Consider the following 25,864-nt stretch of genomic DNA (forward strand, 5'->3'; position numbering starts at 1 on the left):
GCTCGCACGGGCCGGCATCCGAAACCCTTCACAGGAGGCGATATTGACCTCCTGGCCGGAAGCGGACACTCACCTACCGTTACGGGGAGCGGTTTCAAATTCCGCGGATCATGCCTCCGTCGATGCGGATTTTTGCACCCGTCATATAGCTCGCCCGCTCGCTTGCGAGGAATGTGACGACATCGGCGAATTCCTGCGGTTTGCCGTAGCGGCCGGCGGGGATTGCCGCCATCGAGGCCTGCGCCACGGCCTCGCGGGTGCCGCCGTTGCGGGCCGCTGCGGCATCGTCAAGCTGGTCGACGCGCTCAGTGTGGATCCGGCCCGGGAGCACGACGTTGACCGTGACGCCGCTGCCCGCGACCTCCGAGGCCAGCGTTTTCGACCAGCCGATCACGGCGGCGCGGATTCCGTTGGACAGGGCGAGCCGTGGGATCGGTTGCTCCACGCCGGAGGAGGCGATGGTGACGATCCGGCCGAAGCCGCGCTCCGTCATACCAGGCAGCAGGCGCTGCGCCAGATGGAACAGGTTGGCCGCCATACCTTCGAAATGCCTGAGCCAGTCCTCGCGCTTCGCATCGCGCGCTTCACCGGGGGGCGGACCGCCGGAATTGCCGATCAGGATGTCGATGCCGCCTTCCGCGATCAGCTTGTCCGCAAGTGCATCGACCGAGGCGATATCGGCAAGGTCGAGCTTCGTTGCGCTGGCGCGGCCGCGCTGCCCGGCCGGCAGGCCGGCGATCCAGTTTTCCGTGACGTCGGTGCTGCGTGCCGCTGCGATGACGGTTGCACCCTCCGCGGCGAGCGTCTGCGCGATCACCGCGCCGAGCCCACGGCTGGCGCCCAATACAAGGGCGCGCTTTCCAACAAGTCCGAGGTCCATCAGCCGATCTCCTTCAGGCGCCGTTCCTGCCGCGCGATGAGCCGTTCGATATCGGCGATATCGGACTTCGACAGCGCTCCGCCGGGCTTGCGCAGGCTGCCCGAGGCGATCGCGCCGCGCTTCGCCAGCGTGTACTTGCGGATGGCGAGGCCAAGACCGGGCTGCTGCTCGTAGCGCGCCAGCGGCAGATAGGCGTCGAACAGGTCATGCGCCCGCTCGACCTGGCCGGCCGCATGCGCCTTCCAGACATCGACCATCATCTCGGGATAGGCGAAGCCGGTCATGGCGCCGTTGGCCCCGCGCGACAATTCCTCCGGCAGGAACATCCCGCCATTGCCGACAAGGATCGAGATGCGGCGTCCGCCCTTGTCACTTGCCGCGCGCAGCGCCGAGATCTTGGCGAGCCCCGGCCAATCCTCGTGCTTGAGCATGACGCAGGACGGGTGGGCGGCGACGATTTTCAGGATCACGGCGGACGTGATCTGGACCTGTGTGACCAGCGGAAAATCCTGCAGCACGAAGGGGGTCTTCGGGCCCAGCGTCTCCGCCACCATGGCGTAGTAGGAGACGATCTGGTCGTCGGTGCGCAGGTTCGAGGGCGGCGCGACCATGACGCCGGCCGCGCCGTCGCTCATCACACTTTCGCTGAGCTCGGCCATCGCGGCGAAGCCGGCTGCCGAGACGCCGGCAACGACCGGAACGCGTCCGTCGACCCGCTTCAGCACGCGGCGTACGAAGATGCGGGATTCCTCGGCCGTCAGCTTCGGCGCCTCGCCCATCATGCCAAGCACGGTGAGGCCGGTCGCGCCCTTCTCCAGGTAGAAATCGACCATGCGGTCGGTGCTGTCGAGATCGAGCGCGCCGGTTTCGGTGAAGGGCGTCACCGCGATGACGTAGACGCCGTCAGCGGTTTCGTCGAGCAGAGCCATGATGGTCCTCAGTTGTTCGTGTGAGAAGGTGAGGGCTTGCCTGGTAGAAGCTTGCCAGGGTTGAGCAGCCCCGCGGGGTCGAGCAGGTCTTTCAACGAGCGCATCAGGTCGAACTCGATCGGCGCCTTTCGGAGCGCCATCTCGCCGACGCGCAACTGGCCGATGCCGTGTTCGGCGCTGATCGAGCCGCGCCAGCGGCCGATCTCGTCATGGACGATGCGGGTCAGTTCGGGCGCGAGCGCCGCGAACGCAGCCGGGTCCTGATCCATGCCCGGCAGCAGGTTGTAATGCAGGTTGCCGTCGCCGAGATGGCCGAACACGATTGGCCGGACACTGGGCGCCGCCGCCCTGACGGCGGTATCGGCCGCGGCGACGAACTCCGCCATGGCTGAGACCGGCATTGAGACGTCGTGCTTGGCCGCCTTGCCGGCGCGCACCAGCGCCTCAGACACGCCTTCGCGGATGCGCCAGAACGCCTTGGCTTGGGTGCCGTCCTGAGCCACGGCTGCATCGATGGCGAGCCCGGCCTCGACCCCGCCGACCAGCGCGGCTTCAAGCTTTTCACGCAACGCCACCTCGTCATCCTGATCGGACAGTTCGATCAGCACGGCGGCCGGCGGCATCTCCGCCAGTGGCAGGCGCGCGTCGGCGATATGCTGAAGGATCAGCGCGAGGCAGTCGCCGGTCATGAATTCGAAGGCGGTGACGCGGTCCCCGCAGCGATCGCGGACCGCACCGAGCAGCGACAAGGCCGCAGCTGTATCCCGCACGGCGACGAAGGCGGTGGCACGCGCCTGCGGCCGGGCGAAGAGCTTGAGTACTGCACCGGTGATGATGCCGAGCGTTCCTTCGGAGCCGATGAAGAGATCGCGGAGCGCGTAGCCGGTATTGTCCTTGCGGAGCGCTGTCAGCCCGTCCCAGATGCGTCCGTCGGCCAGCACGACCTCAAGCCCCAGCGTGAGCTCCCGCATCGTGCCGTAGCGCAGCACGGCGACGCCGCCGGCATTGGCCGCGAGATTGCCGCCGATGGTGCAGCTGCCCTCGGCGCCGAGGCTCAGCGGAAAGAAGCGCCCGGCGGCCTCGGCCGCCTGCTGCACCTTGGCCAGGACGACGCCGGCATCGACGGTGATCGTATTGCTGACGGAGTCGATATTGCGAATGCGATTGAGTCGCATAAGCGACAAGACGATGGCTTCGCCCGTCTCATCAGGCGTGGCACCACCGGACATGCTGGTATTGCCGCCCTGGGGCACGACCGGCACGCCATGGCTGGCGCAGAGCCGCATCACGGCGGCGACCTCCTCGGTCGAGCCCGGCCGTACTACGGCCCGCGCGGCGCCGCGATACTTGCCGAGCCAGTCGGTCAGGAAGGGGGCCTGGTCCTGCGCGGAGACGAGCACATTCGCCTCGCCGAGGAGCCCGGCGAGTTCAGCTGTGAGCTTGTCCATGGTCAGCCTCCGTCGAGAGGGCGCCCGCCCCAGCCCAGCCTGACGCGCCCGATCGCCATGGTCACCGCGGCCTGGGTTGGCTCGACGATGGGGATGCCGAGCGCTCGTTCCAGCGGCTCGCGGAAGCGCGCCATCCCGGCGCAGCCCATCACCAGCACGTCGGCATGATGGGTGTCGCGCAAGGTCCGTCCGACGCCGATCATGCGCTCCAGCGTGACCCGCTCGTCGGCCATTTCCTGAATGGTGAGGTTCACCGGCAGGTCGCCGGCGAAGCGCCCCATCATGCCCATGGCGCCGAGATAGCGCAGGTGACGCGGGATCGAGTTCTGCAGCATGGCGACGATGCCGAAGCGCTGGCCGAGCGTCAGCGCCGTCAGCACCCCGCATTCGGCGATGCCGAGCACGGGCTTCGTGCTTTGCTCGCGCAGGGCATGCATGCCGGGATCGGAGAAGCAGGCGACGACGAAGGCGGAAGCGTCGTTTTCAAGGCTTGCGGCCCGCTTGAGCAGGGCGGGAATCAGCCCATCGACATCGCGCTGCGACTGGATGCCGGGCGGCCCGTCAGCCAGCGTCAGGCATTCGATCGCCGGGCCGCCGGCCATGCGCAGGGGCGCGATCGCGACGTCGATCTCGCGGGTCACGCGCTCGGTCGAGTTCGGGTTGATGACGTAGACCGTGCCGCTCACGACACCTCTCCTTCGGGAATGCTGGCTCGGGCCCGGTCGCGCCAGCCGTCCAGCGTCTGGCGCGGCTCCTGGAAGCGGTCGCCCAGGCCGAGATACCAGTCGGCGCCGTGCAGACGGCCGACGAGGTCGAGCTTGTCGATATCGACATGTAGCCGTTCGTTGACGATGCCGTCGCGGATATGGAGATGGACGATCTCACCGACGACGAGATTGCGATGCTTGCTGCCGAACGAGAGCGAGACCGTCTCGCGGCATTCGAGCTGGACGGGCGAGGCGGCAAGCCGCGGCGCCGCGACCTTGGCGCTCGCCACGGTGTCGAGCCCGGCTGCTGCGATCTCATCGACCTCGGAGGGAAAGTCGATGGCACAGACCTGCATCGCTGCGACCATCGCCCGGTCGACGAGATTGACGACGAAGCCGCCAGTCTCGCGGATATTGCGCATCGTGTCCTTCAGCGGCTCGGTGCCGCTGCGGCCCTCGATGCCGAGCACGACCAGCGGCGGCGCATGGCTGAAGACGTTGAAGAAGCTGAAGGGCGCGGCATTGGCGCTGCCCTTCTCGTCGACCGTGGTGACGAGTGCGATCGGGCGCGGCAGCACCGTGTTGACCAGAAGCTTGTAGAGATCGCGCTCCCTGAGGTCGTCCGCTGCCCAGTCCATCGCCTTAGCCCAGCTGCACGTCGAGCAGGCGCACCGTCTCGGCGAGAACGCGGGCGCCGTCGCCGGCCTGGTCCGGCGTAATCGATTCCTCCGGCGCATGGCTGCGCCCTTCGAGGCAGGGCACGAAGATCATGCCGACCGGGCCGATATGGGCGATGTGGACGCCGTCGTGGCCGGCGCCGCTCGGCAGGTCACGCGTGGCGAGCCCGAGCGAAGTCGAAGCGTTCGCGATGGCCGAGCGGACCTCCGGCGCGCAGGCGGTCGGCGCGACATGGCTGATCGGCTCGACCGCGATCGTGAGGCGAAGCTCTTCGAGGGCAGGGCGCAGGTCGCGAACCAGAGCTTCGCCGAAGGCCTTCACCGCGGCCTCGTTGCCGGAGCGGACTTCGAGCGTCAGCACGGCCTCGCCCGGCACGGCGTTCGAGGCGTTGGGGCTAACCTCGATGCGCCCGAAGGTGGCGACGAGCGGCTGGTTGTCCCGCGCCGTTGCGAGTGCGCGCTTGTAGGCGGCCTCGATCAGCTTCGCAGCGCCGACAAGCGCATCGGCCCGCAGCGGCATCGGCGTAGCACCCGCATGGTCGGCCCGGCCGGTGACGATAATGCGCTCGCGGCGGATGCCGACGATATCGGTGACGATGCCGATCGGGATGCGCTCGTTCTCCAGCACGCGGCCCTGCTCGATATGGACCTCGACATAGGCCGCGATGCCATCGCTCGGCCGCTTGACCGAGGCCAGCTCCGCCGGCCGCCCGCCGACGAAACCGATGCCTTCGCGCAGCGTCAGGCCGTCCGGGCGGATCAGCGCCAGATGCTCTTGCGTCAAGGTGCCGGCGAGCGCACGGCTGCCGATGCAGGACAGGCCGAACTCGCTCGGCTCCTCCGCCAGGAAATCGACGACCTCCAGCGTATGGCGCAGGCGGTCGCCGCGCTCGCTGAAGCTCTGCGCGACCTCCAGCGCGGCGAGCACGCCGAGAATGCCGTCATAGCGCCCGCCTGAGGGCACCGTGTCGGAATGCGAGCCGATCAGAATCGGCTTCAGGCTCGGATCGGCGCCGGCAAGCCGGCCGATCAGGTTGCCGGCCGCGTCGAGCTCCGTTTCCAGCCCGGCTTCGCGGAATTCCGCTGCCAGCCATTCGCGGCCTTCGAGAAAGCGCGCGGTGAAGGAGCGGCGCGTCCACGGGCGCTCCGGGTCGGTGATCCCGGAGAGCGTCTCGATGCGCCGCCAGAGCCGGTCCTGATTGATCGACATAGGCTTACGCTGCCGGGCGCAGGAAGCGGCCGTCGCCGGCCTTGTTGCGGATCTCCTTGCCGTCCCAGGCGAGCTGGCCGCGGACATAGGTCGCGGCGACGCGGACGCGGAACTCACGGCCCTCCATCGAACTCCACTTCACGGCCGACAGGCTCTTGCTCGGGTCATGGATGAAGCGGCCGGGCTCCAGCACGGTGATGTCGGCATCGGCGCCGGCTTCGAGCCGGCCCTTGTCGGCGAGCAGGAAGGCCTTGGCCGGGCCCTCGCAAAGCTGCTTGACCACGATGGTGGGCGAGAGCCCATGCTCCTCGCAGCCGGTCCACAGCGCCGGCAGCAGTGTCTCGATCCCCGGCCCGCCCGAGGTGTTCTTGAAGACCATCGGATCGCCCTTCTTTTCCAGCCCCCAAGAGACGTGGTCCGACGAGATGAAGTCGCAATGACCGGCGGCGAGATGGCTCCAGAGCAACTCGCTCTCGGCCTTGGGGCGGATCGGCGGGTAGTGCTTCACCTTGGCTCCGAAGCGCGGCACATGCTCCTCGGCATTGAGCATGAAGTACTGCACGCAGCTCTCGACCGTCGCCTTGGTGCCGGCGCGCTTGTACATGTTGCAGATCTCAAAGCCGCGCGAGGTCGAGACGTGGACAGCATGGGCCCGAGCGCCGGTCTCGGCGCCGATCTCGTAGATGCGGGCGGTCGCGAGATTCTCGACCAGCGGGGTATGGGCGCGCAGGAAGGCGTCCGGGCCGGTATCTCCGGCCTCGATCAATCTGGCGATATTGCGCCGGGTCATCTCCTGGTCCTGGTTATGGACGCCGCAGAGCAGGCCGGTCGGCTCGATCAGCTTGAAGGCCTCGTAGAGCGTGTCGTCGCCGATGCGGGGAAAGCGCGTCGGGTTGGCCTCGAAGGTCGAGAATTTGAAGGCGCAGGCGCCGGCTTCAACGAGGCCCGGAATGGCATGCAGGCCGTTCTCGATGGTGATCGTGGCATAGAGCGCGACATCGACATGGGCGTCGCGCTCGACCACCGCGACCTTCTCGTTGAAGAGTTTTGCGCTGGTGACGGGCTCCGGCTCGTCATAGGGCATGTCGACCATCACGGTGACGCCGCCGGCCGCAGCCGCCCGCGAGCACATGCCGATGCCCTCGTGATTGGCCTGGCTGCCGGAATGGACCTGCCCGTCGATCACGCCCGGCATGATCCACTGGCCGCGGAAATCCTGGGTCTCGCGGGCCGAGGGCGGCGTGCCCCGGCCGACCTTGCCGACCTTGCCGCCGCTGACGGCGACATAGCCGTCCTCGATGATCTGGTCGGCCAGCACGATATTGCCGCGAAGGACGAGATCGAAATCGCTCATGGTCGGGGTATCCGGTTATTCAGGTGATAGACGTAAGGATGCGCTCAGCCTTCGCGGCCGAGCGCGTAATCGGTGAAGTTCATGCCGAGCGCCTTTTCGACGATCGGATAGACGCTGGGGTCGGTGACGCTGGAGCTGAGCGGGATCTTGCTCTTGGGCACGCGCAGCACCGAGAGTTCCATGCCCTCGCGGACATGGCCGGCACTGACCGGCTGGCCGTCATTGTCGAGCGTGGTGATCACGTCCGGGAAGCAGGCGTGGCGGGCGCCGTCGGGATCTGTCACCGCCATGTACTCGTTCATGACATGGATGACGCGGGCGGCTGCCCCGGTGCCGACCTGGATCGTACCGATATCGAAGGCCTCGTTGGTGTAGCGCACATCCTTCTTCGCGACGGTGCCGCGCGCGATGATCGAGCCGCCGGTCTCGTCGCAGATCGCGTCGATCACGGCGCTGCCGCCCTTCGGCTTGGCGGCGAGGATGCGCTCGCCCAGCGCCAGCGCCATCGAGATGCCGCCGAGCGCCGCGTTCTTGCGGACATAGGCCGCCGAAACCGGGTTGCGGCAGGAGGCGATGAAGCCGCCCGACATGTCGGACGCCGTGCGCAGGATCGGCGAGATCTTGGCGGTCGCACCGCGCGTCACCAGCTCGATATACTGGTTCTTCGAACGGTTACCGCCGACCGCGACCTGGATCGTCGCTTCCGGGCTGTTGGCGAGGCCGATCGAACCCATGTCGCCAGTGGGATGGGCGCGGATGTCGCCGACGGCATCGACGACCTTGACGCCGAGGATCGCGCTCGGCAGCCAGGCGTTCAGCGTGCTCGACATGCCGTTCTGGCCGATGATCAGGCCGTAGATCGGCTTGCCCAGAGCCTCCTGCAGCAATTGCACGGCCTTGACGTAGTCGATGCCCCACATCTCCCACTCGGTCGTGCCGCCGGGCGCACCGATGGCGGCAGCCGTGGCGATGATCGCATCGTCGGGAATCTCGTCCATGGTGACGAGTTCGGGCCTGCCGGTATTGACCGCGGCAGTGCCGAGCATCCGGCCGTGATCGGCCCAGCCGCCGCCGCCTGCCGCGAAGACCGACCCGCCGGCAACTGCGGCCTCGACATCCCTGCTCGTCAGAATGCGTCTCATCGGCCGGCTCCGTCCTTCTCCCGCGCCGATCGTGGCCGGCATGGGGTCGAGCTTAGGGCGCTAGGCGCGAAATGAATCATGCTTATTATGCGACCGACCATAATTGGATGTTATCGCCATGCGCCTCAATCTCCGGCAGATCGAAGTCTTCCGGGCCATCATGATCACCGGCTCGATCAGCGGTGCGGCCCGCCTGCTCTCGGTCTCGCAGCCCGCCATCAGCCGCCTGCTGGCCTATACAGAGGATCGATTGGCGCTGCGCCTGTTCGAGCGCGTGCGCGGCCGCGTGCAGCCGACGCCCGAGGCGCGCCGTCTCTTCCAGGAGGTCGATCAGGTCCATCAGGGTGTGGTCAGGGTCAACGAGCTCGCCGAGGAATTGCGCGAGCGTGGCACCGGCTCGGTCCGGATCGTCGCGAGCCCGAGTGTCGGCCAGACCCTGGTTCCCGATGCCATCGCTCGCCTGCGCGAGCGCTTTCCCGATCTGCGCGTCGAGTTCGAGGTGCTGACCATCCTCGAGATCATCGCCAAGGTCGTGGCTGGCCGGGCCGATCTCGGCGTCTCGATCCTGCCCGTCGACGAGCCGACGCTCGACATGGAAGTGCTCACCGAAGGGCGGCTCATGGTCATCATGCCGCGCGACCATGCGCTCGCGCGGCTGCGCGTCATCCGGCCGGCCGATCTCGCGCCCTATCCGCTGATCGGCTTCGGGTCGCAGACACCCTATGGCGATGTCGTCGGCCGCGCGCTCACCTTGAAATCCGAGCCGCTGCGGATCAGCACCGTCGTCCGCTTCACCCCGGTCGCCTGCGCCATGGTGCGTGCGGGTGCTGGCGTCGCGGTGGTCGACGAATTCGTGCTGCGCGGGCGAACCTGGCCGGAATTGGTGTCGCGCCCGCTCGCGCCGAAGACGCGGGTCCGCGCTCATTTGCTGACGCCGCGCTTCGAGCCGCTGTCGCGCACGGCAAGCGCGTTTGTCGACATCTTGCGGAACCTGGTCCCGCCTCCACCCGCCAAGCATACTGGGGAAGGCGAAGAGGGAGCTTAACATCAGGTTATGGCCACCCGACAATAAATGATTGGCTGGGCATGATTTGGCCCTGTTAGGCTCCCTTTGGACGTGGCCGGATTGTTGCAGGGACAGGGGTGCAGCAATCGCAGTGTAGCCACCACGCATAACGGGAGCGGGAAACATGAAGCTGAATTCGATCAACCTGACGCGGGCCGTCGCCGCGGGCGCCATGCTCGCGGCCATGCTCGCCATGCCGGCCATGGCGCAGGACGCCGACCATCCGCAGGGCGAGAAGCTGAAGGTGGCTTGCGATCTCGGCTTCGCGCCGTTCTGCTTCAAGACGCCGACCGGCGAGACGACCGGCTTCACCTATGACATGTCGGCCGCGCTGGCGAAGCAGCTCGGGCGCCCCGGTGTCGACGTGACGGATTCGAACTTCTCGGCGATCTTCGCCGGCTTGTTCTCCAAGCGTTATGAGATGATCCCGGCGCCGACCAACATTACCACCGAGCGCGCGGCGCAGATGCTGTTCAGCGAGCCCTATATGCCGACGGGCCTCGGCTTCCTCGTCAAGAAGGGCGGCAAGATTGCCGGTCTCGAGGACCTGAAGGGCAAGGCATTGACCGTCAATAACGGCTCGATCTCGGACAAGTGGCTGACCGACAACGAAGCGAAATATGGCTTCACTATCCAGCGATACAACAAGAACGCCGACGCCGTGCAGGCGGTGATGATCGGGCGGGCCTTCGCCAATGTCGCCGACGCCCCGGTCTCGCGCTATGTCGCGACGCAGACGCCGATGGCGGAAGTCCCCTTCGTGCTCGATGGCGGCCGCAATTTCGGCATCGCCTTCCGCAAGGAAGATGCGGCTTTCCGGGCCAAGGTCGAGATCGCGCTGGAATGCATCAAGAGCGACGGCACGCTGGCCCAGCTTCACGAGAAATGGTTCGGCGTGAAGCCGGCGGCGGATTCCTCGACCGCCAAGATCTATCCCGGCACCGGCGCGCCTGATTTCGAAGGCTATGACGCGACCGAACACAAGGCCGCGTGCAAGTGAGCTCGCAGCCCGCCATGACGGCTTCGTCGCCCGAGACGATCGTGTCGATCGAGGGGCTGCGCAAGAGCTTCGGCAATGTCGAGGTTCTGCGCGGCGTCGATCTCAAGGTCGGCAAGGGCGAGGCCGTCGTGATCGTCGGTTCCTCCGGTTCGGGCAAAAGCACCTGCCTGCGCTGCATCAACCGGCTTGAGGAGCCGACGGCAGGCACGATCCGCGTCGGCGGGCAGGTGGTCACCGGTCCCAAAGTCGATCTCGACCGTCTGCGCCGCGGGATCGGCATGGTCTTCCAGGGCATCCATCTCTACCCGCACAAGACGGCGCTGGGGAACGTTTCCCTGGCGTTGCGCAAGGTCGTGGGCCTCGGCAAGGAGGAGGCGGAGCAAAAAGCCCGTCGCCATCTCGAAGTCGTCGGCCTCGCTCACAAGGCCGACGCCTATCCGGCCGAGTTGTCAGGCGGCCAGCAACAGCGCGTCGGCATTGCCCGCGCCATGGCGCTGGAGCCGCAGGTCATGCTCTTCGACGAGCCGACCTCGGCGCTCGATCCCGAGCTCGTCGGCGAAGTCCTCAACGTCATGGTCCGCACCAAGGAAATGGGCATGACCATGATCGTGGTGACCCATGAGATGAAGTTCGCGCGCGACGTCGCCGATCGCGTCGTCTTCATGGATCATGGCGCGATCCTGGCCGAGGGCACGCCGCAGGAGATCCTGATCAACCCGCAGCACCAGCGCATCCGCGACTTCGTGATGCGCTCGCACGGCTGACGGTACGCATGGATCAGATCGTCCGCTATTTCTTCGATTTCTCGCTGATGTCGGCCTTCTGGCCGGACATCTTGCGCGGCTTCCTGATCACCGTCCAGATGTCGATCCTGACGGTCCTGATCGGTATTCCGCTCGGCCTCGCGCTGGCGATCCTCAGGCTCTACGGCATCCGGCCGCTGAACTGGCTGATCATCTTCTACATCGATTTCTTCCGCTCGATCCCCCAGCTCGTCCTGATCGTGCTGGCCTATTTCGCGCTGCCTTATTTCGGGCTGGTGCTGGAACCCATCACCGCGACGGTGCTGGCGCTCGCGATCGTGCTTTCGGCCTTTGCCGAGGAGATCTTCTGGGCCGGTATCAACGCCGTGCCGAAGGGGCAGTGGGAAGCCGGCCGCTCTACCGGCCTCTCCTTCACCAGGACGCTGGCCTATATCATCCTGCCCCAGGTGGTGCGCATCTCGATCCCGCCATTGACCAACCGCGCCATCGGCATCAGCAAAGGCACGACGCTGGGCTCGGTCGTGGCGGTGCCCGAGCTTCTCAACGTGACGTCGAGCATTCAGTCCAACGTCGCCAACCCGACGGCGCTGACCGTCGGCGCGCTTCTCTTCCTCGTGCTGTTCCTGCCCTTCGTGCGCTTCACGCGCTGGCTCGAACACGCCTATGCGCATCCGAGGTCATGATGGACGATCTCGTCACGACCTTCCTCAACATCGACGTCCTCAAGCAGGTCTGGCCGCTGCTGCTGCAGGGCTTCTGGATGACGCTGGCGTTGGCCGCCGTCGCGGTGCCGCTCTCGGTAATCACAGGCATCGCCATCGCCATGGCGCAGGATGTGCCGAACAAGCTGCTGCGCTTCCTGCTGATCGCCTATGTCGATGTGATGCGCGCCATCCCGCCGCTGGTGCTGCTGATCTTCATCTTCTTCGGCCTGCCTTTCCTTGGCCTGAAGCTCAACGAATTCACCGCCGCCGTGCTGGCCCTGACGCTGAACGGGTCAAGCTATTTCGCCGAGATCTTCCGCGCCGGCATCGAATCCGTGCCGAAGGGCCAGCGCGAGGCGGCCCGCTCTACGGGCTTGAGCTGGTACAAGAGCATGATCCATGTCGTGGTGCCGCAGGGCACGCGCAATGTGCTGCCGGATCTGATCAGCAACACGGTCGAGCTGGTGAAGCAGACCTCGATCGCCTCTGCCGTCGCCTTGCAGGAGTTGCTGCGCTCGGCCCAGCTCGCCCAGGGTCTGCTCTATAATCCGACGCCGCTGATCGCGGTGGCGATCGTCTACTTCCTGATGTTCTGGCCCTTCGTGCGGCTGGTCTCGCGTCTGCAGAACCGCACGGCCGTCTCGGCTGCGTGAGGAGGAAACCCGCCTGTCGCGTCAGGCGGCGACGGGAAAGAGGCGGGTGATGCGGTTCGGGTTGGTCTCGGCGAGGAAGATGTCGCCGGCAGGGCCGAGCCAGAGGCCATGGGCTCCGTTGAGCACGGGGCGGCATCGCCCGAGCAGCGCGCCATCGGCGGAGAGCAGGCTCAGCGTCGGGATGGAATCGCAGACATGAATCCGGTCCTCCGCATCGGCGACGACATCCTGCGGCCGCAGGAAGGCGTCCCAGACCGCGAGGCACTCGCCTTCGGCCGTGAAGCTCTGTACGCGGCTGTTCTCGCGATCCGCGACGATCACGCGCCCGTCGCTGAGCACGCAGATGCCATGCGGCGTCAGGAAGGCGCCCGGCGCCGTTCCGACCGAGCCCCAGCTCGCGATCAGGCTGCCATCGGCGTCGAAACGATGGATCCGGCCATTGCCGTAACCATCCGCGACATAGAAGCCGCCATCGGGCGCGAAGGCGATATCGCTGGGGTGGTTGAAGGGGCGGCCCGGCCGGTGGCTTTCGCCGATCTGCCTGTGCAACTGCCCTTCGATATCGCAGAAGAGAATGCGATGCGCGTCGCGATCGACGATGGCGAGGCCGCCATCGGGCGTTGTCGCGATCTTGTGGGCATCGACGCACAGCATCTCGCCCCAGCTCCGCAGGAAGCCGCCATCGGCCGCCAGCGTGACGACGCAAGGCCCATCCGGGTCGATGGCGCCGTCGCGGCGCAGCAGGACATGCACGAGCCCATCCTTGTCGACCGCGAGATCGGTGATCCGGCCCGGCGTCGTGGGCAGGATGCCCCAAGGGCGCTCGATACCGTAGAGCCTGTCGCCGAGGGCTACGCGCAATTCCGTTTTCATTCTGATCTCGTTGCTGTTTCGCGCGCCGCGGGCTGCCGTTTCACGGCCCCCGCCGCATAGAGAGAAAGACCATGAGCGAATTCGATCTCGTCATCCGCGGCGGCACGGCCGTGACCGCTACCGATATCGGAGCGTTCGATATCGGCGTAACGGGAGGCGTCATCGCCGCGATCGGCGCGGGGCTGCCGCGCGGCAGGCAGGAGGTCGATGCGCGAGGGCAGCTCGTCCTGCCCGGCGGCGTGGACAGTCATGTCCATCTCGACCAGCCCTTTTCCTCGGGCGCCGACATCGCCGATGGCTTCGACAGCGGCACGGCTTCCGCCGCTGCGGGCGGCACGACGACGGTCGTCTGCCACGCCCCGCAGATCCGCGGCGGCTCGCTGGCCGGCGCGGTCGCCGCCTATGCCGAGAAGGCGAAGCAAGCCCGGATCGATCACGCCTTCCATCTGCTGGTCAATGATCCGACGCACGAGGTGCTGGAGCGCGAATTGCCTGCGCTGGTCGAGGCCGGGCACCGCTCGGTCAAGATCTTCATGACCTATGACAGCAACCGGCTTGGTGACGCACAGATCCTGCAGACGCTGGCGGCGGCCAGGCGCGCAGGCGCGCTCGTCTGCGTCCATGCCGAGCATCACGAGCTGATCACCTGGCTGACGCAGGCGCTGCTGGCGGCCGGGCAGACGGCGCCGCGTCATCTCGCCTGGGCCAAGCCCATGGTGGTCGAGCGTGAGGCGACGCATCGCATCCTGGCGCTGGCCGAAGCGCTGGATACGCCGGTTCAGATCTTCCACGTCTCGGGCCGGCAGTCTGGCGAGGAGGTCGAGCGGGCGCAGAGGTGCGGGCAGAAGGCATGGGCGGAGACTTGCACTCAGTATCTCGTGCTCGACGAGGCCGATATGGACCGGCCGGGTTTCGAAGGCGCGAAGTTCATGATCTCGCCGGCCTTGCGCTCCGGCGCCGATCGCGAGGCGCTCTGGCAGTTCCTGCGCGACGGCGTCATCGACATCGTCTCGTCCGACCATTCGCCGCTGCGCTATGACGATCCGCGCGGCAAGAAGCAGCATGGCGAGAACGCGCCCTTCAACAAGATCCCGAACGGCGTGCCCGGCCTGGCGGCGCGGTTGCCCATTCTCTACTCGGAAGGTGTCGCCAAGGGCCGCATCGATCTGCGCCGCTTCGTCGATCTCGTCGCGACCAATCCGGCCAGGCGTTTTGGGCTGGCGCCACGCAAGGGCGCGCTCGCGGTCGGGGCCGATGCCGATATCGTGCTGTTCGATCCCGCCCGGCGCGTCACGCTCACCAATGCCATGCAGCATCACGGCAGCGACTACACGCCCTATGAGGGCATGGAGGTGCAGGGTTATCCGACGGCGACCTACCAGCGCGGCCGCCTCGTCTTCGACGGCAAGCGCGTGCTGGCGCAGCCGGGTGACGGGCAATTGCTGGCGCGGGGGCCCTATGCCGAGATCGCGCCGACGGGCCGTTTCCCGACGCTGTTCGACCCGTTCGGCTGAGGTCGCCAAGGAGGGCGCTCAGGCGCCCTCCGGCTTTCCGAGCGGGGCGCCGACGCCGGTGCGCTCGGTCAGCAGGCCGTAATGCTCGACGCGGCGATGGCGAATGAAATCGAAGATCGTCGCCTTGCCGAAGCGGGTGTCGTCGAGATCGCAAGGGTGGACGAGTACGCCGTCCTCCTCATGGTCGAGTTCGCCGACGATCTTGCCGTCCGGCGCCGCGATCAGCGTTCCCCCGAAAAGGTGATGCCCATCCTCCGTGCCGGCCTTGCCGACGGCCACGACCCAGGTCGAGTTCTGGTAGGCGCCGGCCTGCACCGACAGGCGATGGTGGAACAGGCGATCGGCCACCGTCTCGTTGGGCGATTGCGAATTGGCGGAGGGGGTGTTGTAGCCGAGCACGACCATCTCGACGCCCTGCAATCCCATGACGCGATAGGTCTCGGGCCAGCGCCGGTCGTTGCAGATCGCCATGCCGAACAGCCCACCCTCGAATTCCCAGACCGGGAAGCCGAGATCGCCCGGCTCGAAATAGCGCTTCTCGAGATGCTGATGCGCCCGCTCAGGGTCGAACTCGACATGGCCGGGCAGATGGATCTTGCGGTACTTGGCGACGACCCGCCCGCTGCGGTCGACCAGGATCGAGCTGTTGAAGTGCCGACCTTCGGGGGTGAGTTCGGCATAACCGAAGCTCATGGCGAGGCCGAGTGCCCGCGCCTTGTCGAACAGCGCCTGCGTTTCCGGGCCGGGCATGCTGCGCTCGAACCATTGATCCGCCTCGGCGCGATCCTCATGGTACCAGCGTGGGAAGAAGGTGGTCAGCGCGAGCTCGGGAAACACAACGAAGGTCGCGCCCTGCGCCTTCGCCTTCTCCAGCAGCGCGATCATCCGGTCGACGACCTGCTTGCGGCTGTCGGCCCGCTGGATCGGGCCCAACTGTGCAGCGGCGACGGTAATGAGGCGGGACATCGACGACTTCCTGGCGTGACCTATGATCTGGTTCTGTCGGGAAGCGCCGCGATGGGCCGGTCCCCGAAGAACAAGCTCTAGAGGTCCTGCCTCCATTGTTCTCATGCTTTATTCGGGGCCAGATATAACCCGATGTTATTCAGTTACGGGCGTATGTGGGCCGAGGAAGGCTCCGGGATAGCCCCGCGATGCGCGAGGGAAAATTGTCCCGGCTCCGGTTGGGATCGGTGTAACGGATCGGTATCGGGGGCAATCCGTCCGTTGCACTAAGCAGGCCCGGTTCGCCCCAACCTAAATGGGTGGCTTGGGCGCAAAAAAGCTAGGACCATGTCGCGTCGTTTCCGCTGAAATCGTCGGCGCTACTGAGGCGATGCAGTCCTGATTCAGCCGTCCTCGAGCGTGGCGACGACATCCTCGGCCCGGTAGCTGAAGCGCGGATCGGCCGCCGGCGAGAAGCGCGGGCATAAGCGAGAGCCCGATCGGCAGTGTTTAGAATTCGCTTGGTCGCGCCCCCGCCTCGGCACCTTGGCGCAGTGCCCTGATGGTCTCCGTGTTCGGGCAATACCGCCCGTGGCGCAGGGGAGCGTCTTGCTGGCTAAGGTCGCTGCGGCATCGGCGTGTCATCGCACACCCCGCGCAGACGATCGCCATGTCCCGCAGCACGCTCGCTTGCCTGTGCGCCAGTTGCTCGGGGTCGATCCCCAGGCGCTTGAGCAGTCGGGGAAGGAGAGCAGAGTCTGCCTCGTTGCGGGCTGCGAGCTGGCGCAGATCAGCCTCGGGAATGGCATTGTCCCGAGCCAGTTCGGCCATCGCTGCCGGGCCGAGTGCTTCCAGCTTTCTCAGATGGGATTGAACGCGCCACCACTGGCGAACCGTTTCGACGATCTGCATGGCAACCTCCACGCCCCCACACAACTATGACCTCGTTGGCAGCAAGCTTCGTTGCGATAGCTCAAACTTCCCATCATGGATTGCGTGCTCGTGCGGCGCCATCCTCCGCCTCTGGCCGAGGCAGACTCCCGTCCATTGGACGCTTGCGGGCAGCGGCGCCGTGCCATGGCAATTCGGCGCAAAATCGGAATTTACAATACATCTTTTCCGCCATAAAGATGAACTAAGAATGTATCTTTTAGGGGAAGCCAACCATGATCGGCCGACCGCGTGACGCAGCCGGCACCGACAGCACGTTGGTGCCGATGCTGATATGGGGACTTGTTCTGGTCGTTGTCGGAATGGCCTTCGTCATGCTCTTCGTGTAGCGCTCGCCCGGTTTTCGCGGGCGGCTGCGACGAGGGGCTCGTCTCTTCGGGATGGAACGGTCTGTCGGGGCAATTCGCCGGAACATACGGGATGGCTCATGCGACTGACGCGATTTTCCGATTATTCACTCAGGGTCCTGATGTATGCGGCAAGCCGGGGCGAGCGCCTGATCACGATCGAGGAGACGGCTGCGACCTACCGGATTTCGCGCTCGCATCTGATGAAGGTCTGCCATCAGCTTACCAGGGCTGGTTTGCTTCGGGCCGTCCGCGGTCGCTCCGGCGGGCTCGTCCTAGCCAAAGCGCCGTCCGAGATCGGGATCGGCGAGGTCCTGCGCCTGACGGAACCCGATTTCGCGCTGGTCGAGTGCTTCGGCGGCGGCAAGGACTGCGCGATCGCTCCGCGTTGCCGGCTCCAGGGCGTCCTCCACGAGGCGCTGGCCGCCTTCCTCGCCACGGTCGATCGCTACAGCCTGGCCGATCTAATGCTGAACCCGGCGGATTTCGGCCTCGCGCCGGCGGCCTGAGGCAGGGCATCGCGCCAACGCTCCGTGAGGCGAGCGGCAGGAAGGAGCGGCGATAGATGCGGCTGGTGTTCGATCAAGCCTTCGGCCTCGACGAGGACAGCTTGCACGACGTCGTCGCCGCCCTGAGCGAGCGGCTGCGTGCCCACCCCCGCCTGCGCCGCCCGCTCGACCGCGTCGTCGGCAACCGCTGGTGCGAATTCGAGCACGGCCTCACGCATTTCATCGCGGCGCTGGGCGCACGTACCGGCGATCATGGCGGCGGCCTGGCGGCGGTGTTCGAGGCGTTTCCGGAACTGGCGCCCGAGCACGTCGTCGATGCGCGCGATCTCTTCGTCGAGTCCGCCCTGGCGGTTTTGCCGCTTCATGCCGCCGCATCCTTATCCGATTTTGCCGACGGCGTCTGCGACCTAGCCTTGCGCGCTCTGTGTCCGTTGCCCGGAGCGACAGGCGCGATACCGCTGTCCCGTCGTATCAACGAGGCCGAGGAAGCCCTGCGGATCGGGGCTGGCCTCGGATAGGCCAGATGGGCGTCAGGACTTTGAGGACGAGATCGGTTGTCACGCCGTCAACGGGGACATCGTCCAGACAGGCGGCATAGGCCTTCAGTGTGTTCGCCCACTGGGCCGGGTGTTTCTCATTGCGAAAGCCCTTGCAGATCTCGGGCAGCAACTCATCGGTGAATGTACGGAAGGTCGGCACCGCACTGCGGCGCTGGGCGGCGATACGCCCATGCAGGATCGGGTTCTGTCCTGCGGCGAGTACCGTCCTCGCCTCTGCAGCACATGATCGGGCATTGGCGGGTGATACTCGCGAGACGCTACCCGATCCCATTTCCTTCAGCTTGCCATCCCACCGAAAGAGGGAAAGCCAGCGCTTCGCACCGCTGGCGTCCACATACAGATGGAGGCCATTGCCATCGCGCCCCTCCTTGGTAACCGTCTCGACCTTCCGAGCCGAAAGCTTATTGATCGCGCCGGCCATCATCCCGCCAAGCGATCGATTTCCAGAGGGATCATAAAATCAAGAGCTTGCAGCCGCCGGGTGTGCGGGACGGCTCGCGCAAAGCCGCGCCGCTGAACGCGCTCGAAGACACGAATCGGCGGGCTTCACGGGTGCGGTCCGGACGATCTGCTGACGCGCGCCGGGACGTGTCTGGGAGCCGCTATGCCACGGCCTTGCGTCCCCCGAGATAGGCGGCGCGGATTTCTTCGTTCGACCAGAGCTGCTCCGGTGTGCCGGCCAGCACGAGCTTGCCGGTTTCCAGCACATAGCCGCGGTCGGCGACCGACAGGCCCATGCGGGCATTCTGCTCGACCAGCAGCACGGTCGTTCCGCGCCGGCGAATCTCGGCGATGATCGCGAAGACTGCCTGGACGATGACGGGAGCGAGGCCGAGCGAAGGCTCGTCAAGCAGCAGGATGCGCGGCTTCGCCATCAGCCCGCGCGCGACCGCGACCATCTGCTGCTGGCCGCCCGAGAGCGTCCAGCCCAGCGCGTCGGCGAAGCGCCGGATATCGGGGAAGAGATCGAACATCTCGTCCGCCTCGCGCCTGATCGCCGAGGTCTTCATGCCGCGCCGGTTCGAGGCGCCGAGCATGATGTTTTCGCGCACGCTCAAGCCCGGAAAGACGCGCCGGCCTTCCGGCACATGGGCGATGCCGCGGCGCACGATCTCCTCGGGCTTCAGGCCGACGATCGACTGCCCCTCGAACAGGATATCGCCCGAGGCCGGTTTGGCGAGGCCGGAGATGGCGCGCAGCGTCGTCGATTTGCCCGCACCGTTCGAGCCGAGCAAGGTGACGACCTCGCCGGCTTCGACGACGAGCGAGATGCCGTCGACGGCTTCGACCTCGCCGTAGCGGACGACGAGCGATTTGAGTTCAAGCAGGGACATCGGGCGTCGTTCCCAGATAGGCCGCGATCACGTCGGGATGTTTCAGCACGTCGGCGGAATAGCCGTCGGCGATGCGGCGGCCGAAATTCAGCACGGTGATGTGCTGGGCGACTTCGCTCACCAGCGTCATGTCGTGGTCGATGATCAGGATGGTGAGGCCACGGGCCGAGATGCGCTTGAGCAAATTGCGCAATTCGACCTTCTCCGAGGAGTTCAGGCCCGCGCCCGGCTCGTCGAGCAGGAGCAGTACCGGGTCTCCGGCGAGCGCACGGGCGATTTCGACCGCGCGCTGATGGCCATAGGAGAAGTTCGCCACGATCTCGTCGGCCCGGTCCTCCAGGTCGACGAAGGCGAGCGCAGCGCGCGCCCGCGCCAGCAGCGCGGCGGGATCGTTGTCCACCGGGCTCCCGGGGCGCTCGGCGCCGACCATGACGTTCTCCAGCGCCGTCATCGAGCGCCAGAGCCGGATGTTCTGGAAGGTGCGGCCGAGCCCGGCCTTGGTGCGGGCATGCGGCGGCAGGTCCGTGATGTCCTGTCCGTTGAGTTCGATGGTACCGGCCGTCGCCCGGTAGAGGCCGGAGAGCACGTTCAGCGTCGTGGTCTTGCCGGAGCCGTTCGGGCCGATCAAGGCATGGACGCCGCCGCGCTTGATGGTGAGATCGACCTCGTCGACAGCCTTCAGACCGCCGAAATGCTTGGAGAGCCCGCGCACCTCCAGCACGGTCTCGGCGCCTTCGCCGCCGCCCGACAGGGCCAGCGTGGTAGCCGTGCGGCTCGGCAGCACGGCGCGCTTGAAGCGGTCGAGCCGGCTGCGCAGATAACCCCAGATGCCGTCCGGCATGAACAGCATGATCAGGACCACCGCGGCGCCGTAGATCGCGAGATAGAGGCCGGGGATGCTCTTCAGGAAGCGCAGCCACTCGGGAAGCAGGATCAGCAGTCCCGTGCCGATGACGGCGCCGATCGGCGAGGCGACGCCGCCGAGCAGCACCATGGTCAGGAACACCACCGATTCCGCGAAGGAGAACTGGTCCGGGCTGACATAGGCGAAACCGCCTGCGAAGAGGCCGCCGCCGATGCCGCCGAGGACGGCCGACAACGCGAAGGCGGTGACTTTGGTGCGGTAGACGTCGACGCCGGCGACCCCTGCGGCCAACTCGTTGTCGCGCACTGCCCGCATGGCACGGCCGAGCTTGGTGTCGCGCAAGCGCCAGACGAGGAAGCCGAGGCCGGCGAGCATGGCGATGCAGAAGGCAAGATAGCTCGAACCGTCGGCGAGGAAGCTGGGGCGCGGGATGGCGCGCACGCCGTCCGGTCCCTTTGTCACCGGAATCCAGTTTATCAGCACAAGCGTGACGATCTGCTGGAAGGAGATCGTGACCATCGCGAGATAATGCCCGCCGAGCCGGAGCGTCGAGGCGCCGAGCAGCGCGCCGAAGCCCGCTGCCATACCGGTGCCGATCAACAGGCAGACCCAGAAATTCAGGCTGTATTCGGTCTGGCCGATGCCGACCGCATAGGCGCCGAGCCCGAAGAAGGCGGCCTGTGCCAGATTGATCTGACCGCAGAGGCCCAGCACGATCGTCAGGCCGAGCACGGCGATGGCGTAGGTCGTCGCCTGCAACGAGATGTTGAGGATGTAGCCGGTCTTCGGCACGGCGATGGCGAGCACCATCGCGGCCAGAACGAGCACGGCGAAGGCCGGGACGCCCCAGCGCAGGCGCGGCCGGACAGCCCCGGTGGCGGTGGAGGTTTCGGTCGTGCTCATGCTTTTTCCGCCACGCGCTCGCCGAAGATGCCCTGCGGCCGGAAGATCAGGAAGGCGATCAGCACCAGGAAGGCGAAGCCGTCCTTGTAGGGCACCGAGATATAGGCGGCGCCGAAAGTCTCGATGACGCCGAGCGCAAGCCCGCCGATGATCGCCCCGGTGACGTCGCCGAAGCCGCCGATGATCGTCGCGGCGAAAGCCTTCAGCGCGATGGTCGCGCCCATGCCGATCGAGACGAAGAGTACCGGCGCGACGAGGATGCCGGCGATGCCGCCGATCACCGCCGAATAGACGAAGGTGATCATGATCATCACCGCGACGGGGATGCCGAGCAGCGAGGCCATCTCCTTGTCCTGGGAGGTCGCCTGCAGCTTCTTGCCAAGCAATGTGTGCTCGAAGAACCAATATTGCAGCACGACCAGCAGCGCCGTGACCACGATGATCAGGACGTACTGGTTGTCGAGATAGACCGGGCCGAGCATGAAGCCGGGCGTGTCGAACCAGCCTGACAGGACCTCCGGTTCGGGTCCGTGGATCGACAGCGTGGTATTGGCCATGAAGATCGAGGCGCCGATCGTCGAGATGATGACCGGCAGATAGGTGCGGTGCCGCAGCGGGTAGTACACCGCCAGATTGAAGACGGCGCCCAAGCCCGCCATGCAGACCAGGGCCAGGACGAAGGCGATCCAGTAAGGCAGGCCGATCTTGAGGGAGAAGACCACCATCAGGAAGGCGGCCACCATCGAGAACTCGCCCTGCGCGAAGTTCACGACATTGGTGGCCCGGAAGATCAGGACGAAGCCGAGCGCGACGAGCGCATAGACCGAGCCGATGCCGATGCCCGTGAAGAGAAGCTGAAGAACGAGATCCATCTATCTACCGCGCTTGCGTGGAGCCGATCGGTCCTCCGCGGCGAACAGGCAGGCCCGTTCGCCCCGAAAGGGCATGGTGCGGGGCGCGTTTTGCAGAGCGGGGCCGCTCCGGCCCCGCGCGCCCGGCCGGGATCAGCCGAGATTCGGCGTGAAGTCGAGCCGCTTGTCGAACTTGATCTCGCCCTTGTCGTTCTTGACGATGTTGTAGCCGTGCAGGCCGTCACCGTTCTTGTCGAAATTGTATTGCCCTTCGGCACCGTTATGGCCGCGGATGGCGAGCATGGCCTGGCGCACCTTCTCGGGCTCGGTGGAGCCCGCCTTGTTCATCGCCATGGCGAGGCAGGTCACGGCGTCGAAGGTCCAGGACGACTGGTTGTCCGGCGCGACCTTGCGGATGTCGCGATAGGCCTTGCCGAAGGCCTTCGAGGCATCGCTCGAATCCTCGGCATAGTCGGCGACGCCATAGGTGTTGTAGAGCGCGGGGCCCGCGAGCTTCAGCGCCGAGATGTTGACGATCGAGGGCGACCCGACCCAGGGGATGTTGACGCCGAGCTGGCGCAATTGCCGGGCGAAGATGCCAAGATCGGTCTCGAAGGTGAAGTAGGTGCCGAGAATGTCGGCGCCGGACTGGCGCACCGCCAGCACGACCGGCGTGAAGTCCTGGCTCTGGTTGGCGTAGCCCTGGTCGAGAGCGAGCGTCGAGCCATTGTCGGGCAGGGCGTCGGCGAGCGCCTTGCCGCCAGCGGTGCCGAAAGCGTCGGTCGAATGGACGATCGCCCATTTCTTCTTGCCGAGCTCCTTGGCACCGAACTGCGCGATCACCTTGCCCGAATAGGAATCGTTGGGGCGGAAGCGGAAGAGCCAGGGATTGCCGAGCTTGGTGAGGTTGGGGTCCGTGCCGCCGAAGCCGACCGGCTTGCCGACCTTGAGCATGTCGGGCGCCATCGCATGCATCTGCGTCGAGCGGATGGAGCCGAGAAAGGCGACGATATCCGGCTGGCTGGCCAGCTTGGAGAAGGCCAGGACCGCGCCGGGATTGGTGGTCTGGTCGTCCTCGAAGATCAGTTCGAGCGGCTTGCCGAGCACGCCGCCGGCCTTGTTGACCGCTTCCAGCGCGATCTTGGCGCCGGTCTGCGCGAAGGAGCCGGATTCGGCGGCGGCGCCGGTCATCGGCACGACCATGCCGATCTTGACGGTCGCGCCCTGTGCGAAAGCAGTGCGGATGACGGTAGGCGCGGCAATGCTGCCGGCGAGCACCGTCGTAAATCCGCGACGAGTGAGATTCATCGCTATCCTCCCGATTTAATGGATTAGATCGGATCTGAACGCCCGATTGCGGTCATGATGGAATATCTGCGGCCCCGCCAGAACCGCGTCTTTCATCATCCTTTAGTCTATGTCGCGAGGCCTCTTCCCGGCCGCCGGCTTTCCCGTCAGGCCCACGCCTTCGTCAAGGTCCGCCAGCTGGCGCAGCCTTGGGAGCGGGGCCGCCAAGATGAACGCGAGAGAACAAATCTGTTCAGGTCGCGTTCTTCCCCTGGATGCTCCAATCGATGGAGCAAAAGGAGGGTGTCATGCACCGGTATGTTGTCTCGGCTCTGCTGGGTGCCGGCCTTGTCGTGTCGGCCGCCCCGGCTCGGGCAGGAGAGGCGCTCCCGCAAGACATCGTGCAGCGTCTCGGCAAGGTCTCCGTCGGATTCTCGATGTCGGAGGCGAAACGAGAACGCCTGATGATCATTCAGGAGAATATGGCCAACCAGCGCTATTATGGTGGTGGCGGCTATTACAGCCATCCCGGCTATGGCGGTCCGGAGGGCTTTGTCCGACCTTACGGCCATGGCTATGGCGGCGGGTACGGTTACTACAATTCTTACCCCCAACAACGGCCCCTGAATGGTCTGGAGCGTGGCTATTACGGGCGTTGACGACGTGTCGGGCTAAGCGGCCTGGGCCAGGACTGTTCCGCTATTTTCGAGCGCCACGCACACGAGCGATCCATCGCCCGTGTTCATCGCGGCGGGACGAGCGGCTTGAGGGCCTCCACGAGTTCCGTCGCGCCCCGGCGGATCTCGCTGGCATCCGGCGCGATCTCGATCAGGCCGCCCTCGCGGTGGGCGTCGTAGAGCTTGAACAGCAATTCGGCAGCGCTCGCGCTCACGAGCCGTTCGAGACTGTCCTGACGCTGCGCGCGAGGCACGGCCTGCGCCTCGATCGTTCGGTCCAGGAGCTGGCTCAGCGCCGCCGCGACATCGCCGGGACTGTATCGGCGCGGCCCTTCGGCATGGACGATCTCCCCTCCTTGCCCGGCGGCTGGGCGCAGCAGGAGATCGGCGGCGATCCGGCCGAGATCGGGAGCCGAAATCATCGGGAGCAGCTTGTCGACCGGGTCGTGAAAGCTGCGCAGGATCCCGGACGCGATCGCCATCGGAATGGTGCGCGCCCAGCCCTCCATATGTTCCGCCGATCGCAGGAACAGCGTCCGCGCATCGAGTCGGTTGAGCCGCTCCTCGAAGGCTCGAAACATGCTGGGCATCCCGATATCGGCGGCGACGTGGGCGCCGTAATCGGAAATCGCCAGCACTTGCCGCGGGCGGGCTCGCTCGAGCGCCGTGGCAAGGCTTTCGATGGATCGCAGCATGTCGGGAATCGTGTCCTTCGCCTGCGGCGCCACAGGGAGGATGATCTGCACCGCATCCGCACCGTCGATCGCGCTGGCGAGGGACGCGGTGTCCTGTAGATCGGCCTGGACGATCTCGCATCCGATCTCGCTGAGCCGCACCGCCTTCGCCAGGTCCCGCAGGATCGCTCGGACCGGCAGGCCGGCATCGCGCAAGGCTCGTGCGGTTGAATAGCCGACCTTTCCGGCAGCCCCGACGATGGCAAACATGCTTGATCTCCGGTGACGCCGGACCTGCCGCCTTCATGCACGGATCGCCAGGCGGGCTCAATTCACGCTTGGTGGACGAAGCTCAGCGCTTACCATCGCAGCAGCCGCGGGAAAACCAGCGCACCGAGACCGGCTATGGCGGCGATCGCGATCGTATACCACGTCGCCAGGAAGGGAACCGCGTCGTCCGGGCAATGCAGGCTGTAGGCGACCGTCGCGAGGCCGGCCGAGGCCAGGCCGGCGCAGGCGCCGGTCAGCCGGCTGTCGACCGGCGCTCCACGCCGCGCGAGCGCGAACAGGATCGCGAATGGGATCAGCGCATAGAGCGGCACGGCGATGAGGCAGGCGCGCCAGTAGCGGCCGAAGATCAGCGTGCTCCACTGCTCGGCCGGCGACTGGGCCAGCGTGAATGCGGCCCAGCCGACCACGAGCAGGATCGGCAGCGCCACCAGCGGCAGGCGCTTTCCCGGCTGCAACCCGGGCCGGAGGCTCCGCTGGAACAGAACGAGCGCGATGCTGGCGACGCTGGCGCCAAGCAGCATCTTGGCGATCACGGGGCGGGTCAGCCAGGCATGGGCGAAGTCCGGGCGGGCGCCGAGCGTGATGAGGACGAGCAGGGCGGCGAGCATCAGCGCCGCCAGCGCGCAAAGCCAAGTGGCGCGGCGCAGCCAGCCGGTATCCACCGGACGATCGTCCGCGGCCATCAGGGCAATCAGGTCATCGGTCTGCATGTCTGTCTGTTCCACTCGACCGGGAATTCGTGCCGAGCC

27 protein-coding genes are annotated in these 25,864 nt (G+C 66.3%); 9 read left to right on the forward strand and 18 right to left on the reverse strand.

What is annotated here, in order from left to right:
- Positions 1-94 precede the first annotated feature (94 nt).
- The 8 genes from Q0Q02_RS17050 to Q0Q02_RS17085 are packed head-to-tail and all read right to left on the reverse strand — an operon-like array spanning position 95 to position 8,347.
- On the reverse strand, positions 95-880 hold the full coding sequence (locus Q0Q02_RS17050; RefSeq protein WP_293811062.1) for an SDR family oxidoreductase: 786 nt from the start codon (positions 878-880) through the stop codon (positions 95-97).
- Entirely contained in the window at positions 880-1,809 is a 930-nt protein-coding gene (locus tag Q0Q02_RS17055; protein WP_293811064.1) for a dihydrodipicolinate synthase family protein, read from the reverse strand. Before Q0Q02_RS17055 ends, Q0Q02_RS17050 begins: the two co-directional genes overlap by 1 nt.
- 8 nt (positions 1,810-1,817) lie before the next feature.
- Entirely contained in the window at positions 1,818-3,257 is a 1,440-nt protein-coding gene (locus Q0Q02_RS17060) for an FAD-binding oxidoreductase (protein WP_293811066.1), read from the reverse strand.
- A gap of 2 nt (positions 3,258-3,259) precedes the next feature.
- On the reverse strand, positions 3,260-3,943 hold the full coding sequence (locus tag Q0Q02_RS17065; RefSeq protein WP_293811067.1) for an aspartate/glutamate racemase family protein: 684 nt from the start codon (positions 3,941-3,943) through the stop codon (positions 3,260-3,262).
- Entirely contained in the window at positions 3,940-4,602 is a 663-nt protein-coding gene (locus Q0Q02_RS17070) for a flavin reductase family protein (RefSeq protein WP_293811068.1), read from the reverse strand. The genes Q0Q02_RS17065 and Q0Q02_RS17070 overlap by 4 nt, the downstream gene beginning before the upstream one ends.
- A gap of 4 nt (positions 4,603-4,606) precedes the next feature.
- On the reverse strand, positions 4,607-5,851 hold the full coding sequence (locus Q0Q02_RS17075; RefSeq protein WP_293811070.1) for a Zn-dependent hydrolase: 1,245 nt from the start codon (positions 5,849-5,851) through the stop codon (positions 4,607-4,609).
- A 4-nt stretch (positions 5,852-5,855) separates the two neighbouring features.
- Positions 5,856-7,205: an amidohydrolase family protein gene (locus Q0Q02_RS17080; protein WP_293811071.1), complete on the reverse strand. Its 1,350-nt coding sequence runs from the start codon at positions 7,203-7,205 to the stop codon at positions 5,856-5,858.
- Positions 7,206-7,249: 44 nt separating this feature from the next.
- Positions 7,250-8,347 carry a DUF917 family protein gene (locus Q0Q02_RS17085; RefSeq protein WP_293811073.1) on the reverse strand — a complete coding sequence of 366 codons (1,098 nt, stop codon included), beginning with the start codon at positions 8,345-8,347 and terminating at the stop codon, positions 7,250-7,252.
- A gap of 118 nt (positions 8,348-8,465) precedes the next feature.
- On the opposite strand from Q0Q02_RS17085, the gene Q0Q02_RS17090 reads away from it, so the two are divergent.
- From Q0Q02_RS17090 to Q0Q02_RS17110, 5 genes are all read left to right on the forward strand, one after another.
- A complete protein-coding gene (locus Q0Q02_RS17090; protein ID WP_293811075.1) occupies positions 8,466-9,392 on the forward strand; it encodes a LysR family transcriptional regulator in 927 nt (308 codons plus the stop codon).
- A 145-nt stretch (positions 9,393-9,537) separates the two neighbouring features.
- The gene (locus tag Q0Q02_RS17095; RefSeq protein ID WP_293811077.1) at positions 9,538-10,413 is read left to right on the forward strand and encodes an ABC transporter substrate-binding protein; all 876 of its coding nucleotides are present in this window, start codon (positions 9,538-9,540) and stop codon (positions 10,411-10,413) included.
- A 14-nt stretch (positions 10,414-10,427) separates the two neighbouring features.
- On the forward strand, positions 10,428-11,177 hold the full coding sequence (locus Q0Q02_RS17100; RefSeq protein WP_293811079.1) for an amino acid ABC transporter ATP-binding protein: 750 nt from the start codon (positions 10,428-10,430) through the stop codon (positions 11,175-11,177).
- Between the two features lie 8 nt (positions 11,178-11,185).
- The gene (locus Q0Q02_RS17105) at positions 11,186-11,860 is read left to right on the forward strand and encodes an amino acid ABC transporter permease (protein ID WP_293811081.1); all 675 of its coding nucleotides are present in this window, start codon (positions 11,186-11,188) and stop codon (positions 11,858-11,860) included.
- Positions 11,860-12,534 (forward strand): amino acid ABC transporter permease, encoded by a 675-nt coding sequence (locus Q0Q02_RS17110; protein ID WP_293811082.1) that lies wholly within the window; start codon positions 11,860-11,862, stop codon positions 12,532-12,534. Before Q0Q02_RS17105 ends, Q0Q02_RS17110 begins: the two co-directional genes overlap by 1 nt.
- 21 nt (positions 12,535-12,555) lie before the next feature.
- On the opposite strand, the gene Q0Q02_RS17115 is transcribed toward Q0Q02_RS17110, so the two are convergent.
- A complete protein-coding gene (locus Q0Q02_RS17115; RefSeq protein ID WP_293811084.1) occupies positions 12,556-13,407 on the reverse strand; it encodes a hypothetical protein in 852 nt (283 codons plus the stop codon).
- A gap of 71 nt (positions 13,408-13,478) precedes the next feature.
- Between Q0Q02_RS17115 and hydA the strand changes: the two genes are divergently transcribed.
- Complete coding sequence (gene hydA, locus Q0Q02_RS17120) at positions 13,479-14,921, forward strand: dihydropyrimidinase (RefSeq protein ID WP_293811085.1); 1,443 nt, start codon at positions 13,479-13,481, stop codon at positions 14,919-14,921.
- 18 nt (positions 14,922-14,939) lie between these two features.
- On the opposite strand, the gene Q0Q02_RS17125 is transcribed toward hydA, so the two are convergent.
- Together Q0Q02_RS17125 and Q0Q02_RS17130 are read right to left on the reverse strand one after the other, a co-directional pair.
- Complete coding sequence (locus Q0Q02_RS17125) at positions 14,940-15,887, reverse strand: N-carbamoyl-D-amino-acid hydrolase (RefSeq protein ID WP_293811087.1); 948 nt, start codon at positions 15,885-15,887, stop codon at positions 14,940-14,942.
- A 489-nt stretch (positions 15,888-16,376) separates the two neighbouring features.
- Complete coding sequence (locus Q0Q02_RS17130) at positions 16,377-16,778, reverse strand: DUF6455 family protein (protein ID WP_293811089.1); 402 nt, start codon at positions 16,776-16,778, stop codon at positions 16,377-16,379.
- A gap of 466 nt (positions 16,779-17,244) precedes the next feature.
- Here Q0Q02_RS17130 and Q0Q02_RS17135 point away from each other — a divergent pair, with 466 nt between their 5' ends.
- Positions 17,245-17,673: an Rrf2 family transcriptional regulator gene (locus Q0Q02_RS17135; protein WP_293811091.1), complete on the forward strand. Its 429-nt coding sequence runs from the start codon at positions 17,245-17,247 to the stop codon at positions 17,671-17,673.
- A 56-nt stretch (positions 17,674-17,729) separates the two neighbouring features.
- Positions 17,730-18,191 carry a hypothetical protein gene (locus Q0Q02_RS17140; protein WP_293811092.1) on the forward strand — a complete coding sequence of 154 codons (462 nt, stop codon included), beginning with the start codon at positions 17,730-17,732 and terminating at the stop codon, positions 18,189-18,191.
- On the opposite strand, the gene Q0Q02_RS17145 is transcribed toward Q0Q02_RS17140, so the two are convergent.
- The 5 genes from Q0Q02_RS17145 to Q0Q02_RS17165 all read right to left on the reverse strand — a co-directional run bounded on the left by Q0Q02_RS17145 (position 18,145) and on the right by Q0Q02_RS17165 (position 23,494).
- Positions 18,145-18,654, reverse strand: coding sequence for an Arm DNA-binding domain-containing protein (locus Q0Q02_RS17145; protein ID WP_293811094.1), 510 nt, complete (start codon positions 18,652-18,654; stop codon positions 18,145-18,147). The genes Q0Q02_RS17140 and Q0Q02_RS17145 overlap by 47 nt on opposite strands.
- Before the next feature lie 181 nt (positions 18,655-18,835).
- Positions 18,836-19,567: an ABC transporter ATP-binding protein gene (locus Q0Q02_RS17150; RefSeq protein WP_293811096.1), complete on the reverse strand. Its 732-nt coding sequence runs from the start codon at positions 19,565-19,567 to the stop codon at positions 18,836-18,838.
- Positions 19,554-21,335 carry a branched-chain amino acid ABC transporter ATP-binding protein/permease gene (locus Q0Q02_RS17155; protein ID WP_293811097.1) on the reverse strand — a complete coding sequence of 594 codons (1,782 nt, stop codon included), beginning with the start codon at positions 21,333-21,335 and terminating at the stop codon, positions 19,554-19,556. Before Q0Q02_RS17155 ends, Q0Q02_RS17150 begins: the two co-directional genes overlap by 14 nt.
- Positions 21,332-22,207, reverse strand: coding sequence for a branched-chain amino acid ABC transporter permease (locus tag Q0Q02_RS17160; protein ID WP_293811099.1), 876 nt, complete (start codon positions 22,205-22,207; stop codon positions 21,332-21,334). The genes Q0Q02_RS17155 and Q0Q02_RS17160 overlap by 4 nt, the downstream gene beginning before the upstream one ends.
- Before the next feature lie 132 nt (positions 22,208-22,339).
- Positions 22,340-23,494 (reverse strand): ABC transporter substrate-binding protein, encoded by a 1,155-nt coding sequence (locus tag Q0Q02_RS17165; protein ID WP_293811101.1) that lies wholly within the window; start codon positions 23,492-23,494, stop codon positions 22,340-22,342.
- A 287-nt stretch (positions 23,495-23,781) separates the two neighbouring features.
- Between Q0Q02_RS17165 and Q0Q02_RS17170 the strand changes: the two genes are divergently transcribed.
- Positions 23,782-24,132, forward strand: a complete 351-nt coding sequence (locus Q0Q02_RS17170) for a hypothetical protein (protein ID WP_293811103.1) — start codon at positions 23,782-23,784, stop codon at positions 24,130-24,132.
- An 83-nt stretch (positions 24,133-24,215) separates the two neighbouring features.
- Here the strand turns inward: Q0Q02_RS17170 and Q0Q02_RS17175 are convergent, their stop codons facing one another.
- Together Q0Q02_RS17175 and Q0Q02_RS17180 are read right to left on the reverse strand one after the other, a co-directional pair.
- The gene (locus tag Q0Q02_RS17175) at positions 24,216-25,094 is read right to left on the reverse strand and encodes an NAD(P)H-binding protein (protein WP_293811105.1); all 879 of its coding nucleotides are present in this window, start codon (positions 25,092-25,094) and stop codon (positions 24,216-24,218) included.
- 89 nt (positions 25,095-25,183) lie between these two features.
- Positions 25,184-25,825: a DUF1109 domain-containing protein gene (locus tag Q0Q02_RS17180; protein ID WP_293811107.1), complete on the reverse strand. Its 642-nt coding sequence runs from the start codon at positions 25,823-25,825 to the stop codon at positions 25,184-25,186.
- Positions 25,826-25,864: the final 39 nt, after the last annotated feature.

This window comes from uncultured Allobosea sp. (assembly GCF_945956895.1).
Taxonomy (GTDB): domain Bacteria; phylum Pseudomonadota; class Alphaproteobacteria; order Rhizobiales; family Beijerinckiaceae; genus Allobosea.

Excerpts from the sequence above, each read along its gene's own strand:
- Q0Q02_RS17050 (WP_293811062.1), bottom strand. The coding sequence starts at position 880 with ATGGACCTCGGACTTGTTGGAAAGCGCGCCCTTGTATTGGGCGCCAGC.
- Q0Q02_RS17055 (WP_293811064.1), bottom strand. The coding sequence starts at position 1,809 with ATGGCTCTGCTCGACGAAACCGCTGACGGCGTCTACGTCATCGCGGTG.
- Q0Q02_RS17060 (WP_293811066.1), bottom strand. The coding sequence starts at position 3,257 with ATGGACAAGCTCACAGCTGAACTCGCCGGGCTCCTCGGCGAGGCGAAT.
- Q0Q02_RS17070 (WP_293811068.1), bottom strand. The coding sequence starts at position 4,602 with ATGGACTGGGCAGCGGACGACCTCAGGGAGCGCGATCTCTACAAGCTT.
- Q0Q02_RS17075 (WP_293811070.1), bottom strand. The coding sequence starts at position 5,851 with ATGTCGATCAATCAGGACCGGCTCTGGCGGCGCATCGAGACGCTCTCC.
- Q0Q02_RS17080 (WP_293811071.1), bottom strand. The coding sequence starts at position 7,205 with ATGAGCGATTTCGATCTCGTCCTTCGCGGCAATATCGTGCTGGCCGAC.
- Q0Q02_RS17085 (WP_293811073.1), bottom strand. The coding sequence starts at position 8,347 with ATGAGACGCATTCTGACGAGCAGGGATGTCGAGGCCGCAGTTGCCGGC.
- Q0Q02_RS17090 (WP_293811075.1), top strand. The coding sequence starts at position 8,466 with ATGCGCCTCAATCTCCGGCAGATCGAAGTCTTCCGGGCCATCATGATC.
- Q0Q02_RS17095 (WP_293811077.1), top strand. The coding sequence starts at position 9,538 with ATGAAGCTGAATTCGATCAACCTGACGCGGGCCGTCGCCGCGGGCGCC.
- Q0Q02_RS17100 (WP_293811079.1), top strand. The coding sequence starts at position 10,428 with ATGACGGCTTCGTCGCCCGAGACGATCGTGTCGATCGAGGGGCTGCGC.
- Q0Q02_RS17105 (WP_293811081.1), top strand. The coding sequence starts at position 11,186 with ATGGATCAGATCGTCCGCTATTTCTTCGATTTCTCGCTGATGTCGGCC.
- Q0Q02_RS17110 (WP_293811082.1), top strand. The coding sequence starts at position 11,860 with ATGGACGATCTCGTCACGACCTTCCTCAACATCGACGTCCTCAAGCAG.
- Q0Q02_RS17115 (WP_293811084.1), bottom strand. The coding sequence starts at position 13,407 with ATGAAAACGGAATTGCGCGTAGCCCTCGGCGACAGGCTCTACGGTATC.
- hydA (WP_293811085.1), top strand. The coding sequence starts at position 13,479 with ATGAGCGAATTCGATCTCGTCATCCGCGGCGGCACGGCCGTGACCGCT.
- Q0Q02_RS17125 (WP_293811087.1), bottom strand. The coding sequence starts at position 15,887 with ATGTCCCGCCTCATTACCGTCGCCGCTGCACAGTTGGGCCCGATCCAG.
- Q0Q02_RS17130 (WP_293811089.1), bottom strand. The coding sequence starts at position 16,778 with ATGCAGATCGTCGAAACGGTTCGCCAGTGGTGGCGCGTTCAATCCCAT.
- Q0Q02_RS17135 (WP_293811091.1), top strand. The coding sequence starts at position 17,245 with ATGCGACTGACGCGATTTTCCGATTATTCACTCAGGGTCCTGATGTAT.
- Q0Q02_RS17140 (WP_293811092.1), top strand. The coding sequence starts at position 17,730 with ATGCGGCTGGTGTTCGATCAAGCCTTCGGCCTCGACGAGGACAGCTTG.
- Q0Q02_RS17145 (WP_293811094.1), bottom strand. The coding sequence starts at position 18,654 with ATGGCCGGCGCGATCAATAAGCTTTCGGCTCGGAAGGTCGAGACGGTT.
- Q0Q02_RS17150 (WP_293811096.1), bottom strand. The coding sequence starts at position 19,567 with ATGTCCCTGCTTGAACTCAAATCGCTCGTCGTCCGCTACGGCGAGGTC.
- Q0Q02_RS17155 (WP_293811097.1), bottom strand. The coding sequence starts at position 21,335 with ATGAGCACGACCGAAACCTCCACCGCCACCGGGGCTGTCCGGCCGCGC.
- Q0Q02_RS17160 (WP_293811099.1), bottom strand. The coding sequence starts at position 22,207 with ATGGATCTCGTTCTTCAGCTTCTCTTCACGGGCATCGGCATCGGCTCG.
- Q0Q02_RS17165 (WP_293811101.1), bottom strand. The coding sequence starts at position 23,494 with ATGAATCTCACTCGTCGCGGATTTACGACGGTGCTCGCCGGCAGCATT.
- Q0Q02_RS17170 (WP_293811103.1), top strand. The coding sequence starts at position 23,782 with ATGCACCGGTATGTTGTCTCGGCTCTGCTGGGTGCCGGCCTTGTCGTG.
- Q0Q02_RS17175 (WP_293811105.1), bottom strand. The coding sequence starts at position 25,094 with ATGTTTGCCATCGTCGGGGCTGCCGGAAAGGTCGGCTATTCAACCGCA.
- Q0Q02_RS17180 (WP_293811107.1), bottom strand. The coding sequence starts at position 25,825 with ATGCAGACCGATGACCTGATTGCCCTGATGGCCGCGGACGATCGTCCG.